The 14,304-nt window shown below is 56.7% G+C and carries 14 protein-coding genes; 3 read left to right on the top strand and 11 right to left on the bottom strand.

Annotated elements, in window-relative coordinates; translation table 11 throughout:
• Window positions 1–96: 96 nt before the first annotated feature.
• The 7 genes from pyrF (CFB10_RS14530) to pyrF (CFB10_RS14505) are packed head-to-tail and all read right to left on the bottom strand — an operon-like array spanning window position 97 to window position 5,795.
• Window positions 97–750: an orotidine-5'-phosphate decarboxylase gene (pyrF, locus tag CFB10_RS14530; protein ID WP_020010257.1), complete on the bottom strand. Its 654-nt coding sequence runs from the start codon at window positions 748–750 to the stop codon at window positions 97–99.
• The gene (locus CFB10_RS23770; RefSeq protein WP_020010256.1) at window positions 750–1,055 is read right to left on the bottom strand and encodes a hypothetical protein; all 306 of its coding nucleotides are present in this window, start codon (window positions 1,053–1,055) and stop codon (window positions 750–752) included. Before CFB10_RS23770 ends, pyrF (CFB10_RS14530) begins: the two co-directional genes overlap by 1 nt.
• A complete protein-coding gene (locus CFB10_RS14525; RefSeq protein ID WP_020010255.1) occupies window positions 1,052–2,176 on the bottom strand; it encodes an aminotransferase class V-fold PLP-dependent enzyme in 1,125 nt (374 codons plus the stop codon). The genes CFB10_RS23770 and CFB10_RS14525 overlap by 4 nt, the downstream gene beginning before the upstream one ends.
• Window positions 2,160–3,095, bottom strand: a complete 936-nt coding sequence (locus CFB10_RS14520; protein WP_020010254.1) for a hypothetical protein — start codon at window positions 3,093–3,095, stop codon at window positions 2,160–2,162. The genes CFB10_RS14525 and CFB10_RS14520 overlap by 17 nt, the downstream gene beginning before the upstream one ends.
• Before the next feature lie 54 nt (window positions 3,096–3,149).
• Window positions 3,150–4,376: an aminotransferase class III-fold pyridoxal phosphate-dependent enzyme gene (locus CFB10_RS14515; protein ID WP_020010253.1), complete on the bottom strand. Its 1,227-nt coding sequence runs from the start codon at window positions 4,374–4,376 to the stop codon at window positions 3,150–3,152.
• A 1-nt stretch (window position 4,377) separates the two neighbouring features.
• The gene (locus tag CFB10_RS14510; protein ID WP_020010252.1) at window positions 4,378–4,938 is read right to left on the bottom strand and encodes an NUDIX hydrolase; all 561 of its coding nucleotides are present in this window, start codon (window positions 4,936–4,938) and stop codon (window positions 4,378–4,380) included.
• Window positions 4,938–5,795, bottom strand: a complete 858-nt coding sequence (gene pyrF / locus CFB10_RS14505; RefSeq protein ID WP_081629509.1) for an orotidine-5'-phosphate decarboxylase — start codon at window positions 5,793–5,795, stop codon at window positions 4,938–4,940. The genes CFB10_RS14510 and pyrF (CFB10_RS14505) overlap by 1 nt, the downstream gene beginning before the upstream one ends.
• Before the next feature lie 394 nt (window positions 5,796–6,189).
• Between pyrF (CFB10_RS14505) and CFB10_RS14500 the strand changes: the two genes are divergently transcribed.
• Window positions 6,190–7,356 (top strand): acetyl-CoA carboxylase biotin carboxylase subunit family protein, encoded by a 1,167-nt coding sequence (locus tag CFB10_RS14500; RefSeq protein ID WP_141097730.1) that lies wholly within the window; start codon window positions 6,190–6,192, stop codon window positions 7,354–7,356.
• Window positions 7,357–7,370: 14 nt separating this feature from the next.
• On the top strand, window positions 7,371–8,657 hold the full coding sequence (locus tag CFB10_RS14495) for a PLP-dependent aminotransferase family protein (protein ID WP_020010248.1): 1,287 nt from the start codon (window positions 7,371–7,373) through the stop codon (window positions 8,655–8,657).
• A 299-nt stretch (window positions 8,658–8,956) separates the two neighbouring features.
• Here CFB10_RS14495 and tmk read toward each other — a convergent pair whose 3' ends face one another.
• Window positions 8,957–9,643 (bottom strand): dTMP kinase, encoded by a 687-nt coding sequence (tmk, locus tag CFB10_RS14490; RefSeq protein ID WP_020010247.1) that lies wholly within the window; start codon window positions 9,641–9,643, stop codon window positions 8,957–8,959.
• Window positions 9,636–10,859: an MFS transporter gene (locus CFB10_RS14485; protein WP_081629508.1), complete on the bottom strand. Its 1,224-nt coding sequence runs from the start codon at window positions 10,857–10,859 to the stop codon at window positions 9,636–9,638. The genes tmk and CFB10_RS14485 overlap by 8 nt, the downstream gene beginning before the upstream one ends.
• Before the next feature lie 272 nt (window positions 10,860–11,131).
• On the opposite strand from CFB10_RS14485, the gene CFB10_RS14480 reads away from it, so the two are divergent.
• Window positions 11,132–12,142 carry a hypothetical protein gene (locus CFB10_RS14480; RefSeq protein ID WP_020010245.1) on the top strand — a complete coding sequence of 337 codons (1,011 nt, stop codon included), beginning with the start codon at window positions 11,132–11,134 and terminating at the stop codon, window positions 12,140–12,142.
• A gap of 393 nt (window positions 12,143–12,535) precedes the next feature.
• Here the strand turns inward: CFB10_RS14480 and CFB10_RS14475 are convergent, their stop codons facing one another.
• Both CFB10_RS14475 and CFB10_RS14470 read right to left on the bottom strand, forming a co-directional pair.
• A complete protein-coding gene (locus CFB10_RS14475) occupies window positions 12,536–13,279 on the bottom strand; it encodes an ABC transporter permease (protein WP_020010244.1) in 744 nt (247 codons plus the stop codon).
• A gap of 2 nt (window positions 13,280–13,281) precedes the next feature.
• Entirely contained in the window at window positions 13,282–14,286 is a 1,005-nt protein-coding gene (locus tag CFB10_RS14470; RefSeq protein ID WP_020010243.1) for an ABC transporter substrate-binding protein, read from the bottom strand.
• Window positions 14,287–14,304: the final 18 nt, after the last annotated feature.

The following is a 14,304-nucleotide window of genomic DNA, read 5'->3' as shown; positions in this document are numbered from 1 at the left end:
TTCTCCGGCGGCTGATGGTCTGTGGACCGATCCGGCAACTGCCGGAGCGCGCAGTTAACGGGAGAAGCCGTCCACAAATGGAGACGGCCTCCAGGGTCAGTTCAGCACAGCCGTGACCGCCTGGACGGGATCCTCGGCGTTATAGATCGCGCGCCCGACGATGGAATAGGTGCCCCCGGCTTGCATAACCTCGTTGTGCTTGCCGCCCTGGGCTCCGACGCCGCAGCAAACGATGACCGGGTCGGGACCAATAATGTCTCTGATTTCTGCGATCCTGTTGGGTCTGTTGCCAGGTGCCTGGGTGCCGTAGACCCCCATGTCAGCTGCAAGCCGGGCCATGTCGTTGGCAATTGGAGCGGTAAATAATTTCCCACCCGGATTCGTCAGTTCCAACTGGACAATGATGCCTACGTTATCGCCGGCGGCCTCCATGCATTCCGAAATCCCGTCGGGACCGACAAAGCCGTGCACCATTACGGCTGAACCGCCGTTGTCCGCCACGATTTTCACGATCTGGGCACTCGTATGCGGAACGTCGGCGACCTTGAGGTCAGCAAACACAGGCTTCCCGTAACGGTCTGCCAGTTTGCGGATCGTTGCAGCGCCCTCCCGCATTACCAGAGGGTTACAGACCTTGATAACATCGACATATTCACTGATGACATCGAGTACCCGGGCATTCTCATCGAAAGAGGGCAAATCCGCCGCGAATATAAGGCCCGTGCGTTTTTCTCCCAGAAACTTGCTCATTATTGCAACTCCATTCTCGTGATCAGATCGTGAAAAAATGCAAGGCCGGATTGCGCGTCGATCAGCCGCGAGAGCGAGAATTCGCATTCCGCGTTCAGCGTGAGCAATTCTCCGTCCGGGCCGTGCGCCACCAGTGCGGCGGGCTGCTTCAGTCGCAAGGTTCGCCAGCGGTCCTCGAGCAGAAGCGTGGCGATCTCGTCGAGTGTCGTCGACCTTAGATGGCCTACCAGGTGGACACGGTCGGGCTCCTCTGCGCAGGGGCGTGGTTCTTCGATTACAAGGCGATCGGATCGATATAGCGTCATGGCCGACCCGTCTCCTCTGCGACAAAGTCCGCAAATATCTGCACAGCCTCTACAGCGCTACGGATCTCGTCTTCACGAGTGAACCGGCTGATGCTGAAGCGGAGGGTGCCGACGTTTCCCAGACCCAGTTCTTCGTGAATTGTCGGGGCACAGTGAAGCCCTCCCCTGGCGATTATGTCCTGGCTGCGCAGAAAGGGAATCCAGTCAGCTTCCGGTGAGCCCGGCAGCTTGCAGGCGACAACGCCTGAACGCCTCTGATAGGGTCGCCGCCCGAGAGGCTGGATGCCGGGAACCGACTGAAGTCCGCTCCACAGCATCTCGGTGAGGTTTTCGATCCGACGGCGAATGTCGTGAGCACCGTCATTCTGCTCTTCAAGTGCTGCGCCCAGTGCAAGTATCGCCGGTAAATTCGGTGTGCCAACCTCAACGAAATTCCCGCCAGTATCGCCGAGCGCGAGTTCAGCTGAATTGCTGCCGGTACCGCCAAGAATAAACGGAACAAGCCTGCGGCGTGCTACAAGCACGGCCGCACCAGGCATTGAATGCAGATGCTTGTGAGCCGGAAATACGATGAAGTCAGCGTCATCCAGATCATCAATGGGGCAAAAGCCGACCGATTGTGACGCATCCACGAGCACAGCCGCTTTCGGAAATCGCGAGCGGATGCGCCTGATGAGCGTCGTCACATCGTAAACAGAACCAGTGACGTTACTGGTGTGGGTCAGGCAAACCAGTTTTGGCTCGTCAATGACGTCGAGGAAGGAAAAGTCAGGTTCCTCGTGAAGATCATGAACCCGAGCAACCTGCCAACTGACGCCCGGTATTCCGTTGAGTGTTCTCAGAACCGCGTTGTGCGACCGGTTGTCGGTAACGCAATGGTCTCCCGCGCCGACATATCCCCGGATTACGGCATTAAGCGCCAGCGTCGCATCCGAAAGGAAGAAGAGATGCGTGTGGTCCACGCCCAGCAGCGAGGCTATGCGCCCCCGCACCAGTTCGATTTGTGGCTCAGCGCTGTGACGCACATCCGATGGTATCGATTGCAGCGCCGCGGAATAGGCCTCTACCGCAGAGATGGCCTTTGGATATCCTGTGGTGGCGTTGTTAAGGTAGACTGACATGATACACCGGCTGCGGAGAGGTGAAGGAGGGAATAGCTGATTGTGAAAAACGGTCCTGTAGATCACGCTCACAGTTGCGGCAGTTGACGCACAGCGCCGGATATTCCTTCCATATGTGCGGCATAGGGATGCGATCCAGCGCCCAGGCGGTGACGCACACGGATGAATGGAAAAGCGGCACGAGGCCCTGTGCCTTTACGGCGGCGACGAAGGTATTGAAATCGTCATCCAGCGGGCGCGCAGTGAGACTGGCGTGCACAGGATGAGTATAGGCCGAGTCCTGCTGCTGCGTGGTTGTGTAGAGCATCCCGACACAGATCGCATCGGGTCGTTCCGCCTCCAGAACCTGGAGGACATGATCCAGGTCCTTCAACGTGGCAGGCAGGAATGGCTTCAGATACATGCAGACGAATACACCGTGCTTGCGCGCCAGGGCGAAATTACGAATTCGATCGGCGACAGGGGCAGCCCGTGGCTCGATTTTGCCAGCCTTGGCGAGTGACGAGAAAGAGGTGAAGAGCACGACCTGATTAGGGTAGGCATGGGTGCTGATCACCTCCAGCGCAGCCTCCGGAACCTTTTCCTTCGTCGGGATCTGCACCGGATTGCCAAGCGAGAGCACTGCGCGCAGCACACAGAGAACCTTCTCTGTCGATCTTTCGTCCTTGAAGGGTTCGGAATCCGGGCAGAGCGAGACGATCGTGCCGTTGCGACCCGGCCGGAAATAGGGGGACTGAAGCAAGGCTTCGGCGCTGTTGGAAAGTGCGGTATCATCGACGAACACCTGGGGTCCCGCCGGGGAGATGATATAGCAATAGGAACAACCGCTACCGCAGCCCCGTGTCGTGATATTGATGAACACCCGGTCGCCCGGCTCATCGCCCTGATTGAGAAAATGGATGTGGTCTGGAAAAGGCATTCGCAACTCCTACGAGGCAGATGACCGACTGGCGGTCTGCAAGCGGTTCTTGGATCAGGCGAATAATGGCAAAGATGCCCTCAGAGCCCGCTCGATGCGTGCGGACAGGTCGGACCAGTCAATCTCCGCGTGGGAAAGACAGAAGAAGGATGGGTGCCCCTGAAGGAGCAATATGCCGTGATCGGCAAAGATGCGGGGTATCTTCGCCCGCAGACCGAGATTGTTTTCTATGTCTTCGCTGAAGCGTAATTCAAACAGCGATCCCCCGAGTATCAGCTCGACATAGATCTGGTCTCCAAGGCCGACGTTTGCTGCGGCGTTGGTGAATACATTGACGAAGCGCTCGGAAATTTCTCCAAACATCGAATATCCATGCAGCTCTTCCATGAGCTGATGCGTCGCCGAGGCGGCGAAAACGCCCAAAAGCTCCTTGCAATAGGTTCCGCTTATCTTCGCCTCGAGGTAATCACTGGACATGGATGGCGGGCCGACAAGCAAAGAGACCGGGGCGCCGTTTCCGATTGCCTTGCCAAGCACGACGTAGTCCGCATCAAGACCGACTGCGGCGAGCGCTCCCATAGGTGAGACCCGTCCTGCGGTTTTTGTTTCATCCGCCACGACCTGAACACCACGATCGCGGCAGAGTGCAATCGCGTCGGAGAGATCCGCCGGCGACATCAATGACAACTGATAGGCGTCAAATAACAACGCGGCATAGGTATCGGGCGCATCGTCAAGAATCTGTCTCAGGCTGTCAATCCGCAGATCAATCCAGTTGACCACGGGTTCGCTCTCGCTCATCCCGCGAGTGAAAGAATTGGGGCGGATTTCACTGCGGTGCGGCGATGAAAGCCGCTCGTGCCATCGTGGACTGTTGCCGATCTGTGCGTCGTGCCAGCCTATATAGCCGCATCGGATCAGACCTTTACGGCCGGTTTTCTTGCACGTCAGCCGCGCGGCTGCAGTCATGGCGTCAGAGGAGTGCTTGAAGTAGCCGACGCTGTGATTTTGATAGGCCTCAGGCAGAAAGGCTTCGAGAAAATCGACGTGTTGTCCGGCATAACCCGGGAAGTGTATTGCGCCAGCCGCTTTCTGCTGGAAAATACTTGTGAAATCAGGCCGCGCATGACCCAGCACAACCGGCCCAAAACCCAGGATGAAGTCGTAATAATTGCGGCCCTTGGTGTCTGTAACGAGCGCACCGCTGCCCTCCCTGAAGAGGATCTCCTCCCCGTTTGACAGAAAAAATTGACAAACACCCGATGTTGCAAGCCTTACCATGTCACTCCCTCAATGTGAGTAAATCTCTTGTCGCGTCATCAGGCGAAACTTGCCTGGCGGACGCGCGGTAAATGTTCAGCGAGAATCTTGCGGAAGGTGCGAGATCCGCGGCGCCGAATGCGTGCGGATCAACCAGATGGAAGCCACTATTTTTTGCCGGTTCGGTAACGGTCAGGGGACCGGAGCGCCAGCGGCAGATATAAGACACGACAATCCACTTCGCGGATGCTCCCGACGCTCCTTCCCGTTCACGCTGGAGGCGCATGTGAGAAAACCGCTCGATTTCAATTATGGCCGCTGTTCCGACTTCTTCTGCAATTTCCCGGTGCAATGCGTCCCGAAATCGCTCTGCGTCGTGGCATTGCCCCCCAATCCCCTCAAGGAGGCCAATATTGTCGCGGCACATCGGTCCCCTCTTGATGAGCACCACTTGCCCTTCATCGTTCAGAACAAGTCCTTCAACGGCAAAATTGGTTGTACTGATATCGATGCCCAGCCGTGAGCGGACCACAAAGAGTTCCGCAATATCCGTGGGTTCCGGGAAGGATAAAAGTGTAGGCATCAGCGCCCCTGCTCTTGCAGCAAGCGAGCTGAACGGGCAAAGCCTGCGATTGTCTCGCGAAGCCGCTCTCTGTCAGGTCCTGCCGAAAGGATTGACCGAGAGACTGTTGGGATTACACGCGATGCACTTGACCCGAACATTTTATGCGCGTCCTGCATCGTTGCCCCCTGTGCGCCAATACCCGGAGACAGGAAGAGGGATCGGGGCATTGCATCCAGAAGTGTTGCGCTTTCGGCTCCGCCCGTAGCGCCGACGACTGCGCCAACCGGCCCGATAGCGCCCTCATTTTCCAGGGCGTCGTTCCAGGCTGTGATGGATGTTGCGACATCAAGAGCGACGCTGCGCCCCTGCGTCATGGCGGATTGAACGGATGCGCCCTCTGGATTGGACGAGCGGACCACCACAAATACCGCCGTCTCCGTCGAAGCCGCTCGCCGAAACAGGGGCGATAGCGCCGAGGGTCCCAGATAAGGACTGGCGGTGACTGCGTCGGCGCCGAAGGCGCTTTCGGGCCCAAGCCACGCGCTCGCATAGGCTTCCATGCTCGAACCAATATCGCCGCGCTTCGCATCAGCGATAACCAGCAGGTCCCGCGACTTCGCCTCGCTTATGAAACGGGCAAGCACTTGCATGCCTTCGGGCCCAAAGGATTCAAAGAAAGCTACTTGCGGCTTAACGATGCCGGCCAGCCCGTCAAGGGCGTCAAGAAGCACGCGACAGAGCTGTGCCGCTCCCTGTGCATCGGGCGCAAGCCCCCACGATTGAAGAACCGTGGTTGACGGGTCGAACCCGACGCAGAGTGGTGACACCTTTTGAGCGGTTCGCATAAAGCGCGAGGAAAAGTTGGCGGATGACATGAATACCCTTTGTCGTCATTTCGTCTTAATAATGAGATTATGTTCATAAAAAATTCAAGCTAAAATTGTCGATTTTAAATCCGGACGCCGGATGGTGCTCGCGGATTGGATATCTAAGTAAATGTTAAATATAGATATTATTGAAAGTTTTATTTTTCGTCTGACAGAATTTTGAGCGTCGTCAGCGCTAGATTTAGCATCTTGCTTGTCTCAATAAATGTACTAATGTCAGAAAATATCACGATCAAGTTCGCCATCGAGCGACGGCTGCGGAGGAAGTGCGGCTCTTTCGCCATTTCCGCCCCGTGGATCAGGGAGATCGAAGAGCAGCCCTTTGGAAGCAGGCGTCCAAAAACATTCGGATCAGTGTTTGAGCAGAGAACAGGAGCGGGCATTGGCAAGAATTGTAATACTCAACCGGGTTGATCCGGAGCGCATCCGGTACGATCAGGTAATCGACCACGATATGCATGAGGTGACCTATATCGGTCAGTTCCTCGACGGGGTGTCGCCTGCGCGAGCACGGATCATCACCGCCAAACTGTCCGACCTTGATCCGGATGCGCTACCGGCGCTGATAGAAGAGGCATGCGCGAATTGCGACTGCCTGGTTGCACGCGGTGAGCGTGACCTCATTCTCGCCGCCCAAATCCGTGAACGGTTCAATATTCCCGGCGACACGGTCGCAAAGGTGCTTCCGATCCGCGACAAACTGACAATGCGAATGTCAGTCCGTGGATCAACCGTCAGCCAGCCCGCATTCTGGTCGCTTGCAAAATACAAGCGCGCGAGTGGCCGGATACCGCTCCATCAGACACTGGTGCTCAAGCCGCGACTGGATGCAGCCAGCAACGGTATCTGGATCGGTTCACGAAATGAACTTGATGCCCGCGTCGAAACCCTTCGTGAGACAGACTGGCTCGTCGAAGAATATATCCCCGGCGACATCCTTCATCTTGACGGGCTTTTGCAGAGGGGAAAGCTGGATATCCTGCAAGCATCGAAATACGTCAATACGTGTTTTTCCTATGCGGCTGGCTCAGCCCTCGGCTCAACGCAAATCGAAAATCCCGAATGGGCGAGCACGGCTGTAACGGAGCTTTCCCGCCTGCTCAACTATTCCGACGGTGGGTTTCACCTCGAAATGATTGTTGACGGCAATGGTCAACCACATTTTCTGGAATTCGCAGGGCGCATCGGCGGCGCCTATATCGCCGAAGCCTTCGAGTTAAAGACCGGTGTCAATCTCCACCACGCGGATTTGCGTTGCGCGGTTGGCGAAACTGCAAACGTTGTCCTCGGCCGGGGCGCCCAAGACATGTTTGGGTGGTTCCTCTTTCCTTATGGCGCGAACCTCGATTGCGGCTCGGTCAGGCAGACCTTTGACGACCAGTTCGTCCGGTGCCTGATCAACGCGCAACCCACCAGACCGGACGTTCCTTCCTATAGCGAAATCCATTCGCCGTTTTGCGGGATCGTGCGGAAACCGTCGTCTTGCGAGGACGTCATTCATGAAATTGTCCGTCACGTGACCGCAGTACCCGTGGCCAGCGCATCCTGAACCGGGAGAAATTTATGACGAACGAAAAATCGATATCCCCTCAAACACAAACCTGGGAAAAGCGGTTCGCGGACAGAGCCAGGAACATGCATGCATCGGAAATTCGGGATCTGTTCGCTTTGCTGGGAAATCCCGATATCATTTCCTTCGCGGGTGGATTTCCTGACGCTGATCTTTTTGCCTCCCCACAGTTTCTTGACGGCTATCAGAAATACCTTCGGGATTGCCCGCAGGTCTCCCTGCAATATTGCGCCAGTGAAGGCTATCTGCCGCTACGACGCTGGATCGCCGGTTTCATGCACCGACAGGGCGTCATCTGCAGTTCAGACAACATCCTGATTACGTCGGGAGCGCAGCAGGCCATCGAATTTCTTTCTCGTCTCTTTCTCGAAAAAGGCAGTTCTGTTGCGATCTCAAAGCCGAGCTACCTCGGTGCACTGCAAATCTTCGACGCTTATGAACCCGACTACCGCTTTTTCGACGCGAAAGGGAAAGCTGCAGGGCGCCCGAGCCCAGACGCCGACGACGCCAGTCCCTTGAAGCTCATCTATGCCAATCCGGACTTCTCGAACCCGACGGGTGAAACGATGGGAACATGCGCGCGGCGTCGGCTGCTTGCCCTTGCACGCGATAATGACATTCCCCTGGTCGAGGACGCGGCCTACAGCGCGTTACGATACGAAGGAAGCACGCTTCCTTCAATCATGCAGCTCGATATCGAGGAATGTGGCTCGATCGAAAACTCTCTTGTTGTCTATTGCGGCAGTTTCTCCAAGACAATGACTCCCGGCATGCGAATCGGCTGGATATGTGCTGCAACCCCCCTCATCCAGAAGCTGGTGTTGCTGAAGCAGTCCAGCGACCTCAACAGTTCAACGATCAACCAGATGGTAATGCACCGCGTTGCAGCTGAAATGTTTGACGAGCGTGTGCTTGCCTCGCGGCAGGCCTATCGGCAAAGACGCGACAATCTGATCAGTGCGCTCAAGCAATACATGCCCGACAAGGTCTGCTGGCAGAAACCGGAGGGCGGGATGTTCGTCTGGCTGACGCTGCCGGACGGTCTCGACGCCAATGCTCTGCTTGCCAAGGCTATTGCTCTCGAAGGCGTCGCTTTTGTTCCTGGTCGCCCCTTCCACCCCGATGGTTCGGGCCGGAATACGCTTCGCCTCTGCTTCACCTCCTGCCCACCGGAGCGCGCGCAGGAAGGCATCAAGCGACTGAGCCGCCTGATCACCGATGAAATGGCGGATCTCGGTTCAGTCGCGCCGCCGGAAATAGTACCGGTCCCCGGTCTCTGAGAGAGATTTTTCAAGCCTTGTGTGCTGTATGCGGGGCGTTGCAGTGCAGTCTGTCGCTTGCCGTGATTTCTGACGGTTGGGAAGCGTACTGTCCCGCACTAGGCCGGCGGGAGAACCGGGCCGCCAGGGTGGGAGACCAGGGGCGCGAAGGCATGTATATCATGCCTCTCGACTTTCAGGCCGTTCCTCCAGACGGGGTCGCTGCGTCTCAGGTACGTTTGTCTACAGAAAATGCGGGCAGGACGCCTCGGTTGTGTAAGACGAACATCGGGAGCGAGAGGCGTTTTCCGGGAAGTGCTTCAAATGCGCAAACCGGTGGCGCCGGCAGGCGCGGGGCGTCTTGTCGTCACGTCTGAAGCGGGCGCAACCAGCTGCCATATCTCACGGAACACCTCTTCCCTTTCCGCTTGGGCCGCCACTATGTTCAGCTCGGGTGCCAGGCTCCTGAAGTTATCCATAACGCGGTTGATGGTCTCGATTGAATTTTCTTCGTGCTTCAGCTTGTCGCCATCGCGCGCCAGCAGCCGTTCCCTGACAATCTCTGCTTTGACGTCGAGATAGATCGCACAGTCTGGCCGGGGAATCCCCTGATTGATCGTCCGGATGAACTCCGGGTCGATCCCCCTGCTCCAAAAAAAGGCGACAGAAGAGAATACATAGCGGTCGCTGATGACTGTCTGGCCACGGGCAAGTGCAGGTATTATGACGTTGCTGCAGTGCCGCACCCTGTCTGCTGCCGCAAACAAAGCGAGTGCGCGGACGGTTTCCGGCGTGCCGCCATTGTTCAGGAACTGCTGGACAAGTTCGCTCTGGCGATACCAGTCCGATGGCTGTCGGGTCAGGACGACATTATGGCCGAGTTCAGCGAGCCGTCTGTGCAGAAGTTCGATCTGTGTCGTTTTGCCTGCGCCGTCGAAGCCCTCGACTGCGATTAACCTTCCAGGCCAGCGTGTTTGCGCCCAGTTGAAGGAATGAGTTTTAGTCATGCGCGTCTCTTTCCGTGGTTGCTTGCCCGACGGCTGCGCCGGCAAAATTGGTGGTGAGATAAATTGCTGCTGCAATTACGACGACACCCAGGCCCCAGAAGACATAATGGGCTCGTACACTTTCCACCCCCGTCAGCGCCGGCATTGAAAATACTATCAGTCCAAAGGCGCTGGTGACCGCCTGGGTATATGTGCGAACCCTGCCGATCGATTCCATGTCAGCCAGCTCGATCATTCGCCCGTCGCACAGGATCTTCGAGAACGAGAATGCAAAGCCCATCAGAAGATACAGACCCGCGACCGACATGGAATTCAGTGAAAACGATACGTTGGCGGTGAAAAGCCCCAGGGCGACGATGGAAAGATACTCGAAGCCACCCAGGCCGGACCGTCTCAACAAACGCGCGACGCAGGCCGCGGCGGCGATGCCGCCGACTGACCAAAGTGCATCAATCAGCCCATATAGCTCGCTGCCGCCGTCAAGTTCGTTTTGCACCAGAAGCGGGAGCATAACATTCGACAACTGACCAACAGAAGTGCTTAAGCCAATCAGAAGAGCCAGCCGGCCAAGTTCCGGCTTGCGCAGGAAGAACCGATAGCCTTCCCCCATCTGCGCTAAATAGCTTTTCCGCGCACTGACCGGTGGATTTGCGTCCGGCAGGCCGAGCAGGCAGACTACGACGAGAGCGCATAGAGCGGAACCGACGATGAAACCCGCATGGATCGGCAGCCACATCAGAACGACCCCTCCAAGGCCCGCCCCTGCAATCATCGATCCCTGCCGCAGACCGTTGGCAATTGCATTTGTACGCTTAATGTCGCCCTTATCGACGATGGACTTCTGAATAGCGTCGAGGGCTCCGCCCTGGACAAGCGCCGCTGCGGCAATGCAGGCGGCGATGAGAAGAAGCATCGCATAGGACGGCGCGTAACCGAGCAAATGTGCAAACCAGGGCGTTGCCATCGCGCATCCGAACAACGTCTGTCCGAATATCGCCAATCGTTTTCTGCTGCGCCGGTCGATCAAGGCTCCGACACTTGGCGCCAGGATTACGTTCATGAGATGACCGACCAGAAAAGCTATGCCCACGAGAGCTACCGATCCCCCGATCAGTGCCGATGACCATCCGAGGGTAATCACCCAGAGGCCTCGGGTGACGCCAGCAAGCGTTATCGCCGTAAAATATCGGGAAATCAAAGGCGCGCGCCTCCTCATATTGTGGAAAAGTCTCAAAACTGATATATTACGGAGATTGATCACGCAATATATATTTTGAAGCGTCGGCAGCGCGGCGCCGCGGCTTACCTCGACACGTCAGAGATACGGCGTTTTGACGGAAAATTACAGCAATATTGCATTTTATGGCGTGTTCCGACGTCGCCTTGAACCTATTGCGCGCCCACCCCACGGTTGTGGCGGACGGTTGACAATGAGAAAAGTATAAATAATGATACTTTATTCGCAATCGTAGCCCTAGCAGGTGTCAAATGAATCTTATGCCGGCCACACCATCGACATTCTCGTTTTTAAACGGCCACCTGCGGATCGATCGCGATGAAATACTGGCCCGCTGCCGGCCAGCTGAGGGCGATATCGTCGTTTTGTCGGGGACGCTGGTGGAGGGTATCGGGAACAAGCACTCTGACATCGACGTCTACGTCATATGCGACGAGCTTCCGCCGGTCCGGCACACTGGCGATCACAGTTTCTTCATTGAGCAGAACGGCGGATTACGCACTTTCGTCGACTACATTCGTGAAGATGGCGTGGCTTTTGACGTCGAATATTATACCCGAGCCGAGGTCGAGGCGATGAAGGATGATGTTCTGGCACTTTACCAGCTGGCGCGTCGGGGAACAAAGACCTTGCGCAAAAAGCTTCCCCTTTCGTCCGAAGATGCGCTGCACAAGATGCAGGTCGGCATCACGGTCACGGGCAGCAGCGAATTTGTGCAACTGTTTCCGACGGACTTCTGGGAAAAACTCTCCTTCGTCCAATACCGTAATCGGACCGGTGGCTATCCCGAATTCAAGGATTTGATGGGGACATGGGGCTCCGGCGACTTCGATACCAGCCTTCTCGTCTGTACCATGTTTTTGATGGATCAGGCGGCCGGACTTTGCCATCTCGCCGGGAGCACCAACGCCAAGCCCAAATGGGTCATGCAAAACCTCAAGCGCCTGCCGGAACCGTTGCGTCCCCTTGGTCAGGAAGTTATCGCCTGGTACGGCTCCGCAGGCAGTGCAATATCCGACAGGAAGGCAGCAGTGCTTGCAGCCTGTGAATTGATGACCAAAATCTACGAGGCGAATACTGCACTCCTAAACGCCAGCGGCGATATTTTCTACTCGGCTGAAGAAGCTCTGCGCCTGACGCAGGAGGAATTCATGCGAGAACCTTTCCACGACCCGCAAACGGTCCTGGAGTTCGAATTCCGGCGGCTGCTTTTCAACACCGGCACGCGTTCGGTGCGGGAATTCCTCGTCCAGAACGTATGACTGGCAACAGGATTGCACGAAACGCCACGATCGGGGAAAGGGCGTTATAGCCACAAGCCGGCACGCCGGATGCTGCATCGGTCTGCGATCAGCACCAACGGTCCATAAAAATGTCATCGCCATCGGACGCCAGCGTCGCAGTCGACTGGACCACGGCGCGAGACTGCTGTTTCAGGCGGCTTCTGACCGAACTTGCAAATGGCGGGACAAACGCGGATGTGAGAGTCCGCAGCAACGGACCGTGTCTGGTGATGGGATCCGGACGGGTCTTGTCCGCTATCAGTTCACCCGCCCACGCATGGGTACACGTCATCGGTGGTTATCGTTTCGCCGACCCTTCGTACATCCCGGCAGTCAGAATCCGCGAAGGAAGACGGCAGAACACCGTGTGCCTCAGGATGACTGGAACCTGCCAACCAGGCGGCGTCTCATCAATTCGACAGCCTCATAAAAGGCCCAGCCGATCAGTGACAGAAGCATGACCATGCCGATGACAACGGATGTGTCGCTGTTTTCCTGACCCGATGACAGAAGATAGCCGATCCCTTCATTTGCGCCCATCAGTTCGCCGATGACAGCTGCCGTTATGGCAAGCGTTGTGGCGACTGCCATGCCTGCGAGGACCGACGGCAACGCAGTTGGCAATTCAATGTGGCGGAACCGCTGCCATGGGCTTAACCTGAGCACCGTTGCGAGATCACGGAAGCTGCTTTCCCCATAGCGCAGGCCGGTCATCATGCCGGACATGACCGGAAAGAACGTGACGATCGCGATCAGAACGATCTTCGGAGCCGGCCCGATACCCAGCCACAAAAGCAAAAGCGGGGCGATTGCAATTTTTGGAGCTGTCTGCAGCAGCAGAACGAGCGGCGTGGCAAAACGTTCGACCCGGGGCAGCCGGACAAAGACTGCGCCGGCGAAGACGCCGGCAAGCGTGCCGAGCATGAACCCCGCGACAATTTCAGACAGTGTCACCCATATATGCCGGCCGAGGCTGGCGTTTTTGTACAGGAAACCGAACCTGTGGAATACTTCGACGGGCTCCGGCAAAAGAAACGCCGGCACGTCGAAGAGATAGATGATTGCCGTCCACAGAAAGAAGGTTGCGGTCAGACCCGCCACGCCACGCAGAAGCATCCTTATTGGCCGATCGAATAGGGGTCGATAACGAAATCCGCGGCCTTGGGAGGAGTGTCGATCACCTTGTATTGCGCCAGGATGTCGGCATTCTTCTGCCAGCCCGCCATGTCGGCCGCGCCAAGGCCCTTTTCCCTGGTAAGGGTGCTCTGCCAGACGGAGGGCACGAATGTCTGTTCAAAAGCCGTGGTCAACATGGGCTTTTGATCCCTGGGCCAGGTTGGCGCGTATTTTTCAAGCGCGATATCAAGCGCCTCAGACACGTGGCCGTCTATTACCCATTGGTACGACTGGGTGATTGCAGTGGTGAAGCGCCTGGCAAGATCGGCGTTTTCCGAAAGTTTGCTGTCGCTGGTAACAACCACATTGCCAAAGGAGGGCAGGAAGTCGTTGGACAGAATCATGGTGACCTTGGCGCCGTCGGCTTCCAGATTGTATTTTCGCAGTTCGGAAAAGACTATGGCATCGACCTGATCAGCCTGCAGCGACTGGACGATCGCTCCTGTCGCCACCACTTCGACCGAAACGTCGTCAAGTGTCAGGCCGGCGCGTTGCAAACCAACCTGAAGCTGGAGGTAGTTGGGGCTGGCAAGGCTGGTGACGGCGACCCTCTTGCCTTTCAGGTCCGCGTAAGATCTGATTCCGCTCTCTTCCTTCGCCAACAGCGCGCCTATGCCGCGCTGATATGTGGTGTGGATCACCTTGACGGGCAGACCGTTAGCCACAGCGGCAACGACCGCATCACCATTCGGAAAGCCAAAATCGACATTCCCGGCAGCAATGTTGGTGAGAATGTCAGCCGCAGCGGCGTAAATGAATTCAACCTTGATTCCGTTTTTTTCGAAAATCCCTTTCTCCACACCTGCGTAAAGGGGGGCGTAAAACGGTGCGGCAGCACCGTCGATCTGAAGTATCACCTTGTCTGCAGCGCTCGCCGTCATGGCAACAAGTGGCGAAAATGAAACAGCAATAAGACCGGCCGCGGCCGCGCTGGAAATTTTGAACATCGTTTGACCCCTCGGTTG

The sequence above is a fragment of the Agrobacterium sp. 719_389 genome, from assembly GCF_900188475.1.
Lineage (GTDB): Bacteria > Pseudomonadota > Alphaproteobacteria > Rhizobiales > Rhizobiaceae > Agrobacterium > Agrobacterium radiobacter.
The sequence above is the reverse complement of the archived record's forward strand: the minus strand, read 5'-3'. Positions and strand labels throughout refer to the sequence as shown.